The organism is Streptomyces chartreusis (assembly GCF_008704715.1).
Classification (GTDB): domain Bacteria; phylum Actinomycetota; class Actinomycetes; order Streptomycetales; family Streptomycetaceae; genus Streptomyces; species Streptomyces chartreusis.
Genome location: NZ_CP023689.1, coordinates 4,349,969 through 4,365,261, shown reverse-complemented (window position 1 = coordinate 4,365,261; position 15,293 = coordinate 4,349,969). Strand labels below are relative to the sequence as shown.

10 protein-coding genes and 3 rRNA genes are annotated in these 15,293 nt (G+C 65.5%); 11 read left to right on the top strand and 2 right to left on the bottom strand.

What is annotated here, in order from left to right:
- Positions 1–216 precede the first annotated feature (216 nt).
- From CP983_RS18730 to proC, 4 genes are all read left to right on the top strand, one after another.
- Complete coding sequence (locus tag CP983_RS18730; protein ID WP_150500602.1) at positions 217–987, top strand: class I SAM-dependent methyltransferase; 771 nt, start codon at positions 217–219, stop codon at positions 985–987.
- Between the two features lie 194 nt (positions 988–1,181).
- A complete protein-coding gene (locus CP983_RS18725; RefSeq protein WP_150500600.1) occupies positions 1,182–1,991 on the top strand; it encodes an ABC transporter ATP-binding protein in 810 nt (269 codons plus the stop codon).
- Entirely contained in the window at positions 1,988–2,779 is a 792-nt protein-coding gene (locus tag CP983_RS18720; protein ID WP_125529693.1) for an ABC transporter permease, read from the top strand. Before CP983_RS18725 ends, CP983_RS18720 begins: the two co-directional genes overlap by 4 nt.
- Before the next feature lie 122 nt (positions 2,780–2,901).
- Positions 2,902–3,717 (top strand): pyrroline-5-carboxylate reductase, encoded by an 816-nt coding sequence (proC, locus tag CP983_RS18715; RefSeq protein ID WP_107904452.1) that lies wholly within the window; start codon positions 2,902–2,904, stop codon positions 3,715–3,717.
- A 43-nt stretch (positions 3,718–3,760) separates the two neighbouring features.
- Here the strand turns inward: proC and trpS are convergent, their stop codons facing one another.
- On the bottom strand, positions 3,761–4,792 hold the full coding sequence (gene trpS, locus CP983_RS18710) for a tryptophan--tRNA ligase (protein ID WP_150500598.1): 1,032 nt from the start codon (positions 4,790–4,792) through the stop codon (positions 3,761–3,763).
- 828 nt (positions 4,793–5,620) lie between these two features.
- Between trpS and CP983_RS18700 the strand changes: the two genes are divergently transcribed.
- From CP983_RS18700 to CP983_RS18670, 7 genes are all read left to right on the top strand, one after another.
- A 16S ribosomal RNA gene (locus CP983_RS18700) occupies positions 5,621–7,146 on the top strand.
- Between the two features lie 302 nt (positions 7,147–7,448).
- Positions 7,449–10,569 (top strand): 23S ribosomal RNA (locus CP983_RS18695).
- 90 nt (positions 10,570–10,659) lie between these two features.
- A 5S ribosomal RNA gene (gene rrf, locus CP983_RS18690) occupies positions 10,660–10,776 on the top strand.
- The 16S, 23S and 5S rRNA genes sit together here, the layout of an rRNA operon.
- A 60-nt stretch (positions 10,777–10,836) precedes the next feature.
- Entirely contained in the window at positions 10,837–11,481 is a 645-nt protein-coding gene (locus tag CP983_RS18685) for an HAD family hydrolase (RefSeq protein WP_150500596.1), read from the top strand.
- Between the two features lie 93 nt (positions 11,482–11,574).
- Positions 11,575–12,342: a VC0807 family protein gene (locus CP983_RS18680; protein WP_229914950.1), complete on the top strand. Its 768-nt coding sequence runs from the start codon at positions 11,575–11,577 to the stop codon at positions 12,340–12,342.
- 66 nt (positions 12,343–12,408) lie between these two features.
- A complete protein-coding gene (locus tag CP983_RS18675; RefSeq protein ID WP_150500594.1) occupies positions 12,409–13,626 on the top strand; it encodes an MFS transporter in 1,218 nt (405 codons plus the stop codon).
- A complete protein-coding gene (locus CP983_RS18670; RefSeq protein ID WP_150500593.1) occupies positions 13,577–14,749 on the top strand; it encodes an acetoin utilization protein AcuC in 1,173 nt (390 codons plus the stop codon). The genes CP983_RS18675 and CP983_RS18670 overlap by 50 nt, the downstream gene beginning before the upstream one ends.
- Before the next feature lie 31 nt (positions 14,750–14,780).
- On the opposite strand, the gene CP983_RS18665 is transcribed toward CP983_RS18670, so the two are convergent.
- Complete coding sequence (locus tag CP983_RS18665; protein ID WP_150500591.1) at positions 14,781–15,227, bottom strand: hypothetical protein; 447 nt, start codon at positions 15,225–15,227, stop codon at positions 14,781–14,783.
- Positions 15,228–15,293 lie beyond the last annotated feature (66 nt).

Genomic DNA, 15,293 nt, shown 5'->3' with positions numbered 1-15,293 from the left:
CCGCCGCTGGACGCCGGTGCGTGTCGCGGCGATGAGCGGCTGGGGCGTCCCGAGTAGACGGACGGCCGGGTCGTGCCTGCCCCCCTGGACCGCGCCCGCTCCCGGAGCTATGCCGCCCGCTTGCCTAGCCGCGCCGGCCTGCCGAGTCACGCCGCCCCACCGACCCACCCCACCAACTCGGTGCACATCGCACCAACCAGCGCGCACCATGGCCGTATGACCGCCCCTTCCCACTCCGACCGCGCCAGTTCCTTCAACGCCGCCGCAGCCCAGTACGCCGCGAACCGCCCCTCCTACCCGCCCGCCCTCTTCGACGCGATCGAACAACTCGCCGGCCGCCCCCTCACCGGCGCGCGCGTCATCGACGTCGGCGCGGGCACCGGCATCGCGACCGACCTCCTCCACCGACGCGGCGCCGACGTCCTGGCCGTGGAACCCGGCGAAGGCATGGCCGCCCAGTTCCGCAGCGCCCACCCGGACATACCGATCGTGCGTGGCAACGGCAACCACCTCCCCCTGACCACCGCCTCCGCCGACTTCCTCACCTACGCCCAGGCCTGGCACTGGACCGACCCCGCCCACTCGGTGCCGGAGGCCCTGCGCGTGCTGCGTCCCGGCGGCGCACTGGCCCTGTGGTGGAACACCACCCCGCTCGACATCGCCTGGCACGCCGACCAGGCGCGACGCATCGAGCGCAGCTTCGGCAACCACCCCGCCGTCGAACAGAACGGCAGCGGCGCCCGAGCCGCCCTGGGCGACCCGACCGGCAAGCTCGACTTCATCCGCCGCAAGGTCCGCTGGAGCCGCCGCGTCCCCGTCGACACCCACCTGGCCAACATCGGCAGCCACTCGATCTTCCTCGTCCACGGCACCGAGGCGAGCACCGCCTTCCTCACCGAGGAAAAGCAGCTCCTCCTCAACGCCTTCCCCGACGGAATCATCGAAGAGACCTACGACGTCGACCTCCTCGTAGCCACCACCCCCTGACGCATCCCGCCACCCGCGTCCCTCCCGTTCCACGCCCAGTCCGTCCTACGCCCCGATCCGGCGAGGGCGGACGAACTCATGCCCAGCACCCCAGAGCACCCCGGTACCCCAGAGCACCGCGGCATCCCGGCACCCCGGCACCCCAGAGCCCCCGACGCTTGACGGCACACCCCCGCCGGAGCATTATTCATCGCATGATGAATTATTCCCCGGCCGACGCCGTCCGCTCCGACCCTCCCGACACCCCAGCCATCCGAGCCGAGGCCCTGAACGTCATACGCGGCCCGCGCCAGGTGCTCCGCGACCTCGCCTTCACCGTCCCGCGCGGCCAGATCACCGGCCTGCTCGGCCCCTCCGGATGCGGCAAGACCACCCTCATGAGGTCGATCGTCGGCACCCAGGGCAAGGTCACCGGCACCCTCGACGTCCTCGGCCGTCCCGCCGGTCACCCGACCCTGCGCACCCGCATCGGCTACGTCACCCAAGCCCCCTCTGTCTACGACGACCTGACGATCCGCCAGAACCTCGACTACTTCGCGGCGATCCTCGACCCCGGCCACGCCGCCGCCGACCGGCGCCACGAGAACGTCACCCGCGCCATCGCCGACGTCGACCTCACCAGCCACGCCGACTCCCTGGCCGGCAACCTCTCCGGCGGCCAGCGCAGCCGCGTCTCCCTCGCCGTCGCCCTCCTCGGCACCCCCGAACTCCTCGTCCTCGACGAACCCACCGTCGGCCTGGACCCGGTCCTGCGCCGCGACCTGTGGAACCTCTTCCACGACATCGCCGCCTCGCGCGGCGCCACCCTCCTCATCTCCTCCCACGTCATGGACGAGGCCGAGCGCTGCCACCGCCTCCTCCTCATGCGCGAGGGCCAGATCCTCGCCGACGACACCCCCGAAGCCCTCCGCACCCGTACGGGATCCGAGACCGTCGAGGCGGCCTTCCTGCACCTGGTCGACGAGGCGGTCGCCGCCGCCCGCGCGAAGGAGACCACGCGATGACCACGACGACGAGCACCACCGGCACGCTCCGGCCCGTCCCCACCGGCGCCCTGAACTTCGCCCGCACCACCGCCACCGCCGCCCGGGTCCTGCGCCAGCTCCGCCACGACCCGCGCACCATCGCGCTGATGCTCCTCGTGCCCTGCGTGATGCTGTTCCTGCTGCGCTACGTCTTCGACGGCAGCCCGCGCACCTTCGACAACATCGGCGCCTCCCTCCTCGGGATCTTCCCGCTGATCACGATGTTCCTGGTCACCTCCATCGCCACCCTGCGCGAACGCACCTCGGGCACCCTCGAACGCCTCCTCGCCATGCCCCTCGGCAAGGGCGACCTGATCGCCGGCTACGCCCTCGCCTTCGGCGCGATCGCGATCATCCAGTCCGCCCTGGCGACCGGACTCGCCCTCTGGTTCCTCGGCCTGGACGTCACCGGCAGCCCCTGGCTGCTCCTGCTCGTGGCATTGCTCGACGCCCTGCTCGGCACCGCGCTCGGTCTCTTCGTCTCGGCCTTCGCCGCCTCCGAATTCCAGGCCGTCCAGTTCATGCCGGCCGTGATCTTCCCCCAGCTCCTCCTCTGCGGCCTGTTCACACCCCGCGACAACATGCACCCCGCCCTGGAGGCCATCTCCAACGTCCTCCCCATGTCCTATGCGGTCGACGGCATGAACGAAGTGCTCAAGCACACCGACATGACCGCCGCCTTCGTCCGCGACGCCCTGATCGTGGCCGGCTGCGCCCTGCTGGTCCTGGGCCTGGGAGCGGCGACCCTGCGACGCAGGACGGCATGACCCCCGAGGGGCCGGGCCCGGCGTCGCCCGGACCGTCCGCCCACCGGACACGTCACCGCCAAAGGCGGCGCCCGGTGCGAGGATGAATCCGGACGACGCAACCCCCGGAGGACATCCCAGCCATGACTCAGAAAGTCGCAGTCCTCGGCACCGGCAAGATCGGCGAAGCCCTGCTCAGCGGAATGATCCGCGGCGGCTGGGCGCCGGCCGACCTCCTGGTGACGGCCCGCCGCGCGGAACGAGCCGAAGAACTCCGCACCCGCCACGGAGTCACCCCGGTCACCAACGCGGAAGCCGCCAAGACCGCCGACACCCTGATCCTCACCGTCAAACCGCAGGACATGGGCACCCTCCTCGACGAACTCGCCCCGCACATCCCCGCCGACCGCCTGATCATCAGCGGAGCAGCGGGCATCCCCACCTCCTTCTTCGAGTCCCGCCTCGCCGCGGGCACCCCGGTCGTCCGCGTCATGACGAACACCCCCGCCCTCGTCGACGAGGCCATGTCCGTCATCTCCGCCGGCAGCCACGCCAGCGAGGCCGACCTCGCGCACACGGAGGAGATCTTCGGCTCCGTCGGCAAGACGCTCCGCGTCCCCGAGTCACAGCAGGACGCCTGCACCGCCCTCTCCGGCTCCGGCCCGGCGTACTTCTTCTACCTGGTCGAAGCCATGACGGACGCCGGCATCCTCCTCGGACTGCCCAGGGACAAGGCACACGACCTGATCGTCCAGTCCGCGATCGGCGCCGCGACGATGCTCCGCGACAGCGGTGAACACCCCGTCAAGCTCCGCGAGAACGTCACGTCCCCCGCCGGCACCACCATCAACGCCATCCGCGAACTCGAGAACCACGGCGTACGAGCCGCCCTCATCGCCGCCCTCGAAGCCGCCCGCGACCGCAGCCGCGAGCTCGCCTCCGGCAGCAGCAACAAGTGACGCCCAGCCGCCCCCAGCCCAGGGGGCGGCACAGCGCACCCCTCTATACCGTCACCCCGGTATCGGCGGTCGCAGGCACAGCCGCCGGCAGGAGTCCGATCGCCCGATACGCGGCATCCACGGTCGGCCGGGCCATCGCCCGCGCACGCTCCGCACCATCCCGCAGCACCCCCTCCACATAACCAGGATCCGTGCACAGCTCCCTGTGCCTGTCCTGTACGGGCTTGAGGACCCCGATCACGGCCTCGGCGGTGTCGTTCTTCAAGGATCCGTACGATTCATATACACCGCTCAGCTCCGATGGGTTCCCACCCGTGCACGCCGCGAGGATCTCCAGCAGATTCGCCAGACCCGGCTGAGCCTCCCGGTCGTACACGACCTCCCGCCCGCTGTCGGTCACGGCCCGCATGACCTTCCGCCGCACCACGTCCGGCTCGTCCAGCAGGTAGACGATCCCCGGCCCGGAGTCATCGCTCTTGCCCATCTTCGACAGCGGATCCTGCAAGTTCATGACCCGAGCCGCCACCTGCGGCGAAGTGGCCCGAGGCACCACGAACGTATGTCCGTACCGGTCGTTGAACCGCGCCGCGAGATCCCGCGCGAGCTCCACATGCTGCGTCTGATCGTCCCCGACCGGCACCTCGTCGGTCCCGTACGCCAGGATGTCCGCCGCCATCAGCACGGGATACGTCAGCAGCGACAGCCGCACACTCCCGCCCCGCACCCGCTCCCGCGCCGCCTTCTCCTTGTACTGGATCATCCGCCGCGTCTCGCCGTCCGTGGCCACGCACTCCAGCACGTAAGACAGCCGCGCGTGCTCATCCACATGACTCTGTACGAAGACGGTGCACAGCTCCGGATCCAGCCCCGACGCCAGCAACAACGTCGCCGCCTGCCGACTGAGCCGGCGCACCCGCGCCGGATCGTGATCCACGGTCAGCGCGTGCAGGTCGACGATGCAGAACAGCGCGTCGGCCTGGTGCTGATCGACGGTCGCCCACCGCCGCATGGCCCCCAGGTAGTTCCCCAGCGTCAGATGCCCGGTCGGCTTGACCCCGCTGAAGACTCGCGTCATCTCTTCTCCACCTCCTGGTCGAGACCGCCGTCCCCGGCCGGCCGACCCTCTGGAGGGAGATACAAAAACGGCCGCCGAGGCGGCGGCCATTGAGTGCGTACGTGAGCGCGGCCGCCGTCAGGCGGCCCACCACAGCTGGGTACACGTACGCGTAGTCATGCGCCCCACACTACGCCCCCGGGGTGCCACGCGGAGTGAAGTTGACACGCCCAGACCCGGTACGTAGTGTTCTCCGAGTTGTCCGACGTGAGCGCCGACTCCGGTCGGTCCCCGGACAGCCACTCCGCAAGTACCAACCACTACTCGACGACAGTCGATCTGTCTGCCGTCGTTTCATTGGCGTGTGTATTTACGGAATGGGAATCCGCGCTCGACAGGGTGCAGCCCCCGATTAGCTCGGGAGCGAGGAATCCGCTAAAGTCTCACTCGTCGGAAGGGCCCAACGGCCCGGAAGACAAGCCCCGCTGACTGGGGGTCAGGCCCGAAAGGATCTGATAAAGTCGGAACCGCCGGAAAGGGAAACGCGAAAGCGAGAACCTGGAAAGCACCGAGGAAATCGGATCGGAAAGATCTGATAGAGTCGGAAACGCAAGACCGAAGGGAAAAGCCCGGAGGAAAGCCCGAGAGGGTGAGTACAAAGGAAGCGTCCGTTCCTTGAGAACTCAACAGCGTGCCAAAAATCAACGCCAGATATGTTGATACCCCGTCTCCAGCCAGTCGGTTGGGGCGAGGTTCCTTTGAAATAACACAGCGAGGACGCTGTGAACCGGGAGACTATTCCTCTCCTGGTTCCGCTCTCGTGTGTGTGCACCGGATGACCGGTAAACATTCACGGAGAGTTTGATCCTGGCTCAGGACGAACGCTGGCGGCGTGCTTAACACATGCAAGTCGAACGATGAACCACTTCGGTGGGGATTAGTGGCGAACGGGTGAGTAACACGTGGGCAATCTGCCCTTCACTCTGGGACAAGCCCTGGAAACGGGGTCTAATACCGGATAACACTCCTGTCCTCCTGGACGGGGGTTAAAAGCTCCGGCGGTGAAGGATGAGCCCGCGGCCTATCAGCTTGTTGGTGAGGTAATGGCTCACCAAGGCGACGACGGGTAGCCGGCCTGAGAGGGCGACCGGCCACACTGGGACTGAGACACGGCCCAGACTCCTACGGGAGGCAGCAGTGGGGAATATTGCACAATGGGCGAAAGCCTGATGCAGCGACGCCGCGTGAGGGATGACGGCCTTCGGGTTGTAAACCTCTTTCAGCAGGGAAGAAGCGAAAGTGACGGTACCTGCAGAAGAAGCGCCGGCTAACTACGTGCCAGCAGCCGCGGTAATACGTAGGGCGCAAGCGTTGTCCGGAATTATTGGGCGTAAAGAGCTCGTAGGCGGCTTGTCACGTCGGGTGTGAAAGCCCGGGGCTTAACCCCGGGTCTGCATTCGATACGGGCTAGCTAGAGTGTGGTAGGGGAGATCGGAATTCCTGGTGTAGCGGTGAAATGCGCAGATATCAGGAGGAACACCGGTGGCGAAGGCGGATCTCTGGGCCATTACTGACGCTGAGGAGCGAAAGCGTGGGGAGCGAACAGGATTAGATACCCTGGTAGTCCACGCCGTAAACGGTGGGAACTAGGTGTTGGCGACATTCCACGTCGTCGGTGCCGCAGCTAACGCATTAAGTTCCCCGCCTGGGGAGTACGGCCGCAAGGCTAAAACTCAAAGGAATTGACGGGGGCCCGCACAAGCAGCGGAGCATGTGGCTTAATTCGACGCAACGCGAAGAACCTTACCAAGGCTTGACATACACCGGAAAGCATTAGAGATAGTGCCCCCCTTGTGGTCGGTGTACAGGTGGTGCATGGCTGTCGTCAGCTCGTGTCGTGAGATGTTGGGTTAAGTCCCGCAACGAGCGCAACCCTTGTTCTGTGTTGCCAGCATGCCCTTCGGGGTGATGGGGACTCACAGGAGACCGCCGGGGTCAACTCGGAGGAAGGTGGGGACGACGTCAAGTCATCATGCCCCTTATGTCTTGGGCTGCACACGTGCTACAATGGCAGGTACAATGAGCTGCGATACCGTGAGGTGGAGCGAATCTCAAAAAGCCTGTCTCAGTTCGGATTGGGGTCTGCAACTCGACCCCATGAAGTCGGAGTTGCTAGTAATCGCAGATCAGCATTGCTGCGGTGAATACGTTCCCGGGCCTTGTACACACCGCCCGTCACGTCACGAAAGTCGGTAACACCCGAAGCCGGTGGCCCAACCCCTTGTGGGAGGGAGCTGTCGAAGGTGGGACTGGCGATTGGGACGAAGTCGTAACAAGGTAGCCGTACCGGAAGGTGCGGCTGGATCACCTCCTTTCTAAGGAGCACTTCTCACCAACTCCGGTTGGTCAGAGGCCAGTACATCGGCGAATGTCTGATGCTGGTTGCTCATGGGTGGAACGTTGATTATTCGGCCGATCTTCTGGGTCGGAGGCTTGCCAGTACTGCTCTTCGGAGCGTGGAACGCATGATCTCCGGACAGGGTCCGGCCGGGCACGCTGTTGGGTATCTGAGGGAATGAACTCCCTCGATGCCGGCCCCAGTGAACTCGTGCTTCGGTGCGGGGTGATGGGTGGCTGGTCGTTGTTTGAGAACTGCACAGTGGACGCGAGCATCTGTGGCCAAGTTTTTAAGGGCGCACGGTGGATGCCTTGGCACCAGGAACCGATGAAGGACGTGGGAGGCCACGATAGTCCCCGGGGAGTCGTCAACCAGGCTTTGATCCGGGGGTTTCCGAATGGGGAAACCCGGCAGTCGTCATGGGCTGTCACCCTTGCCTGAACACATAGGGCAAGTGGAGGGAACGCGGGGAAGTGAAACATCTCAGTACCCGCAGGAAGAGAAAACAACCGTGATTCCGGGAGTAGTGGCGAGCGAAACTGGATGAGGCCAAACCGTATACGTGTGAGACCCGGCAGGGGTTGCGTATGCGGGGTTGTGGGATCTCTCTTTCACAGTCTGCCGGCTGTGAGACGAGTCAGAAACCGTTGATGTAGGCGAAGGACATGCGAAAGGTCCGGCGTAGAGGGTAAGACCCCCGTAGTCGAAACATCAGCGGCTCGTTTGAGAGACACCCAAGTAGCACGGGGCCCGAGAAATCCCGTGTGAATCTGGCGGGACCACCCGCTAAGCCTAAATATTCCCTGGTGACCGATAGCGGATAGTACCGTGAGGGAATGGTGAAAAGTACCCCGGGAGGGGAGTGAAATAGTACCTGAAACCGTGTGCCTACAAGCCGTGGGAGCGTCGGAAGCAAGCTTGCTTGCTTCTCGTGACTGCGTGCCTTTTGAAGAATGAGCCTGCGAGTTTGCGGTGTGTTGCGAGGTTAACCCGTGTGGGGAAGCCGTAGCGAAAGCGAGTCCGAATAGGGCGATATAGTAGCGCGCTCAAGACCCGAAGCGGAGTGATCTAGCCATGGGCAGGTTGAAGCGGAGGTAAGACTTCGTGGAGGACCGAACCCACCAGGGTTGAAAACCTGGGGGATGACCTGTGGTTAGGGGTGAAAGGCCAATCAAACTCCGTGATAGCTGGTTCTCCCCGAAATGCATTTAGGTGCAGCGTCGTGTGTTTCTTGCCGGAGGTAGAGCACTGGATAGGCGATGGGCCCTACCGGGTTACTGACCTTAGCCAAACTCCGAATGCCGGTAAGTGAGAGCGCGGCAGTGAGACTGTGGGGGATAAGCTCCATGGTCGAGAGGGAAACAGCCCAGAGCATCGACTAAGGCCCCTAAGCGTACGCTAAGTGGGAAAGGATGTGGAGTCGCAGAGACAACCAGGAGGTTGGCTTAGAAGCAGCCACCCTTGAAAGAGTGCGTAATAGCTCACTGGTCTAGTGATTCCGCGCCGACAATGTAGCGGGGCTCAAGCGTACCGCCGAAGTCGTGTCATTCCAGAATATAGGGCCAACGCCTTCTGGGATGGGTAGGGGAGCGTCGTGTGCCGGGTGAAGCCGCGCCGGAAGGCAGTGGTGGACGGTTCACGAGTGAGAATGCAGGCATGAGTAGCGATTCACACGTGAGAAACGTGTGCGCCGATTGACTAAGGGTTCCTGGGTCAAGCTGATCTGCCCAGGGTAAGTCGGGACCTAAGGCGAGGCCGACAGGCGTAGTCGATGGATAACCGGTTGATATTCCGGTACCCGCTGTGAAGCGTCAAACATCGAACCCATTAATGCTAAGGCCGTGAAGCCGCCCTGGAGCCTTCGGGCAAAGGGGAGTGGTGGAGCCGCCGAACCAAGGTGGTAGTAGGTGAGTGATGGGGTGACGCAGGAAGGTAGTCCATCCCGGGCGGTGGTTGTCCCGGGGTAAGGGTGTAGGACGTCAGGTAGGCAAATCCGCCTGACATGTGTCTGAGACCTGATGCCGAGCCGATTGTGGTGAAGTGGATGATCCTATGCTGTCGAGAAAAGCCTCTAGCGAGTTTCATGGCGGCCCGTACCCTAAACCGACTCAGGTGGTCAGGTAGAGAATACCGAGGCGTTCGGGTGAACTATGGTTAAGGAACTCGGCAAAATGCCCCCGTAACTTCGGGAGAAGGGGGGCCACGTCCGGTGATTGGATTTACTCCATGAGCTGGGGGTGGCCGCAGAGACCAGCGAGAAGCGACTGTTTACTAAAAACACAGGTCCGTGCGAAGCCGTAAGGCGATGTATACGGACTGACGCCTGCCCGGTGCTGGAACGTTAAGGGGACCGGTTAGCTCCATTTCGGTGGGGCGAAGCTGAGAACTTAAGCGCCAGTAAACGGCGGTGGTAACTATAACCATCCTAAGGTAGCGAAATTCCTTGTCGGGTAAGTTCCGACCTGCACGAATGGCGTAACGACTTCTCGACTGTCTCAACCATAGGCCCGGTGAAATTGCACTACGAGTAAAGATGCTCGTTTCGCGCAGCAGGACGGAAAGACCCCGGGACCTTTACTACAGTTTGATATTGGTGTTCGGTTCGGCTTGTGTAGGATAGCTGGGAGACTGTGAACTCTGGACGCCAGTTCAGGGGGAGTCGTCGTTGAAATACCAGTCTGGTCGTGCTGGATGTCTAACCTGGGTCCGTGATCCGGATCAGGGACAGTGTCTGATGGGTAGTTTAACTGGGGCGGTTGCCTCCTAAAGAGTAACGGAGGCGCCCAAAGGTTCCCTCAGCCTGGTTGGCAATCAGGTGTTGAGTGTAAGTGCACAAGGGAGCTTGACTGTGAGACCGACGGGTCGAGCAGGGACGAAAGTCGGGACTAGTGATCCGGCGGTGGCTTGTGGAAGCGCCGTCGCTCAACGGATAAAAGGTACCCCGGGGATAACAGGCTGATCTTCCCCAAGAGTCCATATCGACGGGATGGTTTGGCACCTCGATGTCGGCTCGTCGCATCCTGGGGCTGGAGTCGGTCCCAAGGGTTGGGCTGTTCGCCCATTAAAGCGGTACGCGAGCTGGGTTTAGAACGTCGTGAGACAGTTCGGTCCCTATCCGCTGCGCGCGCAGGAATATTGAGAAGGGCTGTCCCTAGTACGAGAGGACCGGGACGGACGAACCTCTGGTGTGCCAGTTGTTCTGCCAAGGGCATGGCTGGTTGGCTACGTTCGGGAGGGATAACCGCTGAAAGCATCTAAGCGGGAAGCCTGCTTCGAGATGAGTATTCCCACCCACTTGATGGGGTAAGGCTCCCAGTAGACGACTGGGTTGATAGGCCGGATCTGGAAGCACGGTAACGTGTGGAGGTGACCGGTACTAATAGGCCGAGGGCTTGTCCTCAGTTGCTCGCGTCCACTGTGTTGGTTCTGAAACCACGAACAGCCCCGTATGGCCACATACGGTGCGGCAAGTTCGACAGTTTCATAGTGTTTCGGTGGTTATAGCGTGAGGGAAACGCCCGGTTACATTCCGAACCCGGAAGCTAAGCCTTACAGCGCCGATGGTACTGCAGGGGGGACCCTGTGGGAGAGTAGGACGCCGCCGAACAAATTTTAGGAAAGGCCCACGCCGTATGGCGTGGGCCTTTCTGCGTTTAAGCTCAAACGTATGCGCTACGACCTGGTGATCTTCGACAATGACGGCGTGCTCGTCGACAGCGAGCCCATTTCCAATCGGCTTCTGGCCGCGTACCTCACGGAGCTGGGGCACCAGACGTCGTACGAGGACTCCATTCGGGACTACATGGGCTCGGCCATGCACCGGATTCACGACCTGGTGTTGGAGCGGACCGGGGAGCGGCTGCCCGACGACTTTGACGACGTGTTCCATGCGCGGGTGTTCGCCGCGTTCGAGCGGGAGTTGAAGGCCGTGCCCGGTGCCGTGGACGTGCTGGAGAAGCTCGGCGCGGAGGGGGTGCCGTACTGTGTCGCGTCCTCCGGGAGTCATGAGCGGATTCGGGTGGGGCATCGGACGACGGGGCTCGACCGGTACTTCGACGCGGGGCGGGTCTTCAGCTCGCAGGATGTGGGGCGGGGGAAGCCGGCGCCGGACCTGTTCCTGCACGCCGCCGAGCGGATGGGGGTTGCGCCGGCGAGGTGTCTTGTCGTCGAGGACAGTCCGCTGGGGGTGCAGGCGGCCGTCGCGGCTGGGATGGACGTCTACGGATTCACCGCCATGACGCCGGCCGCGAAACTGGCCGGGGCCACGCAACTCTTCTCCGACATGGGCGAGTTGGCTGACCTGCTCGTGTGATGCGAGGCGGTGGCGCGGGGCTGACATTTGTCATGCAGAGGGCTGGACGATCGTTTCTACCGGGGACCCGGTGCCGGACGCGAAGCTGAGGGCATGACGAACACGGGGACCACCAAGGGAAACAGCACCAACCGTCGCAGCGTGCTGCGGAACTTCGCGCCGCTGCTCATCGATGTCGCGGTGCCCATCGGGGCGTACTACCTCCTGAAGAACGGCTTCGGGATGAGCACCCTGATGGCGCTCGCGCTGAGCAGCGTCGTGCCGGCCGTGCGGACCGGGTGGGGCGTGCTGAAGTCGCGTGAGGTTAACGGGATGGCGGCGCTCATCCTGTTCGTGAACGTCGTGTCGCTGCTGCTGAGCTTCGTTGCCGGGGACCCGCGGCTGATGATCGCCAAGGACAGTGCGGTCAGCAGCACCATCGCGATCGGGATCATCGTCTCCGTGGTGCTGGGCAAGCCGATGATGACCGCAGGCATGAAGCCGTGGGTGGTGAAGGGGGACGCCGGTCGGGAGGCCGCCTGGGCGCGGCTGCACGCCGGGTCGGCGCGGTTCCGGCGGGCCGAGCGGATGTTCTCGCTGGTGTGGGGTGTCGTACTGCTCGCGGAGTGTGTGGTGCGGGTCGTGGGGGCGTACACCCTGCCGGTGGACACCATGGTGTGGGCCGGCAACGTGATCATGGTCGTCGCCATGGCCCTGGGATTCGTGGTCGGCGGTGCGCTGGGCGCCGGTCCGATGGCTGCCATGGTCGTCGCCAAGGCCAAGTCGGAGGCAGAGGAGGGGCGTCGGGCCGGTGAGGTCGCTGAGGCCCGTGAGCTCGTCCGCACCGAGCTGGCGCCCGCCGATCTCGCGCCCGCCAAGTAAAGCTGAGGGAAATTCATCTTTGGCTGGATCTACCCACCGGTACAACGGGGCTCTACGCTCGCCGCCATGACTGATGTGCTGCGGCGCGGTAGGGCCTCGTTGGCGTTGAGCTTCTTCGCTCAGGGTGTTGCCTTTGCCCTGCTGGTGACGCGGATTCCGGCCATCCAGGACCGGTACGGCGTCTCCGACGCGTTGCTGCCCGCCTTCCTCGCGGCCGTACCGATCCTCGCCGGTGTCGGCAGTGTCGCCACCGAGCGGCTGGTGAAGCGAATACCGCCCAGTCGGGTGCTGCGCTGGTCCCAGCCCGTCGTGCTGCTGGCGCTGCTCGGGGTCGGCGCGGGGGAGCGGATGGTCGAGCTGGGCGTGGCGCTGGCCGCGTTCGGGCTGGCCGTGGGGGCGTTGGACGCCTCGATGAACATGCTCGGGGTGAGCCTGCAGCGGGCGTACGGGCGCAGCATCATGTTGAGCTTCCACGCGGCGTACAGCCTGGGCGGGATCGTCGGGGCCTCGCTGGCGTGGGTGGGGGCGCACTGGGATCTGGCGCTGTTCGTGTCGTATCTGCCGGTCGTCGTGGTGCTGTTGCCGGTCGCGCTGGTGGGGAGCCGGTGGTACGTCGACGGGGGCGGTGGCGACGAGGTCGTGCCGGAGGCCGCGGGTGAGCGTGGGCCCGTCGTCTTCAAGATGCTGTTGCCGCTGTGTCTGGTGATGACGTTCACGTACATCGGGGACTCGACGGTCTCCAACTGGAGCGCGAAGTACCTCCAGGACGTGCTGGGCAGTTCGGAGCAACTGGCGACCGTGCCGTACAACGTCTACATGGTGACCACGCTGGTGGGGCGGGCCATCGGGGACTTCGGGGTGCGGCGGTTCGGGGCCGTGGTGGTCGTGCGGGGCGGGGCGCTGGTGGCGGCGGCCGGGTTCGCGGTGGTGGCCTCGGCGCCGGGGGCCTGGGCCGGGATGCTGGGGTTCACGCTGGTCGGGGTGGGGTTGTGCGTGCTGGTGCCGCAGACCTTCGCGGCGGCCGGACGGCTGTTCCCGGGCGCTTCGGATGCGGCCGTCGCGCGACTGAATGTCTTCAACTACGTGGGCTTTTTGATCGGGTCGCCGTTGGTGGGGGCGCTGGGCGACGCGTGGAGTTATCGCGGGGCGATGCTCGTGCCGATGGTGTTGGTGCTGGTGACGCTCGGGTACGCCCGTTCGTTCGCCGCTCAACCGGACCGATACGGTGACGGGCATGAGCGGCCGCGCACAGCTGATGTGGGACGAGGCAGTAACGGGCTATGACTTCGGTCAGCAGCATCCGATGGATCCGGTCCGGCTTGCCCTGACCCGGAGGCTCGTCGATGCCTTCGGGCTCGACCGGGAGGTGGAGGTCGTCGCGGCCAAGCCCGCCGGGGAGTCGACGCTGCGGCTCGTCCACCGCGAGGACTACATCGAGGCCGTGAAGGCGGCGTCGGCCGAGCCGGGGGCGGCCGACATGGCGTACGGGCTCGGGACGCTGGACGATCCCGCGTTCGCCGGGATGCACGACGTGTCGGCGCTGATCGCCGGGCAGTCGGTGGGGGCGGCGGAGGCGGTGTGGCGCGGGGAGGCGCTGCACGCGGTGAACTTCGCGGGCGGGCTGCACCACGCGATGCCGGGTGGCGCCTCGGGCTTCTGCATCTACAACGACGCCTCGCTGGCCATCGCGCGGCTCCTGGAGCTGGGGGCCGAGCGGGTCGCGTACGTCGACGTCGACGTGCACCACGGTGACGGGGTCCAGGCCGCGTTCTGGGACGACCCCCGGGTGCTGACGATCTCGCTGCACGAGCACCCCCGCACCCTGTTCCCGCAGACCGGCTGGCCCGAGGAGACCGGGGCGCCGGGCGCGGAGGGCGCGGCGGTGAACGTGGCTCTGCCGGCCGGCACCGGGGACGCCGGGTGGGTGCGGGCGTTCCATGCCGTGGTGCCGGAGCTGCTGGCGGAGTTCCGGCCGCAGGTGCTGGTGACGCAGCACGGTGCCGACACCCACTTCGAGGACCCGCTGGCGCATCTGGCGGTGTCGCTGGACGCGCAGCGGGCCGTGCAGGTGGCGTGTCACGACCTGGCGCACGAGTACGCCGACGGCAGGTGGGTCGCCCTGGGCGGCGGCGGATACGCCGTGGTGGAGGTCGTGCCGCGGTCCTGGACGCACCTGGTGGCCATCGCCGCGGGCCGGCCGATCGAGCCCGAGGCGATGATCCCGGAGAGCTGGCGGCAGGAGGTCTTCGCGCGCACGCGGCAGCTGGCGCCGATGCGGATGACCGACGGCCGGTGGCCGGTGTCCTGGGCGGACTGGGAGTCGGGGTACGACCCCGGGGACCGCCTGGACCAGGCCGTACTGGCGGCCAGGCGGGCGGTGTTCCCGCTGCGGGGCCTGCTGCCGTAGCGGCGCCCGCGCGGCCGGAACACCGGCGAGGTCAGGAGCAGAGCCCGCGCACGCTGTTGTAGTAGATGTCGATCGTGCCGCTCCACTCGAGGCACTGGGCGCCGGACTTCGAGGCGTCCAGGTACACCGGGCCCGCGTACGTCGAGTAGGAGCCGTAGTCCCGCTCGGGCTTGCCCGAGGTGGGGTCGGTGTCGAGGGTGACCTCCATGAACGTGCGGGTGCCGGGGTTGCTGCGGACGAGGACGGCGCAGTGCTGTCCGGTCTCGCGGCTGTAGGTGACGTACACGGTGCCGATGACCTTGCGTGCCGAGTCGTGGATCTCCGTCCGGTCCTGGACGTCGTAGCCGGTTCCGCACTTGCCGTTGTACGCGCCCGCGGTGGTGGCCGCCGAGGCCGGGGCGGTCGTGGCCAGGGTGCCGCCCAGGGCCAAGGTTGCGAGGGCGGCGGCGGTGGCGGCTGTACGACGGGTCGGCTTCATGGTGTTCCCCCTGTGATGTGGTCGACGTGTGCGACGCCCGGGTCATGGGTGACGCCGGTCAACTGG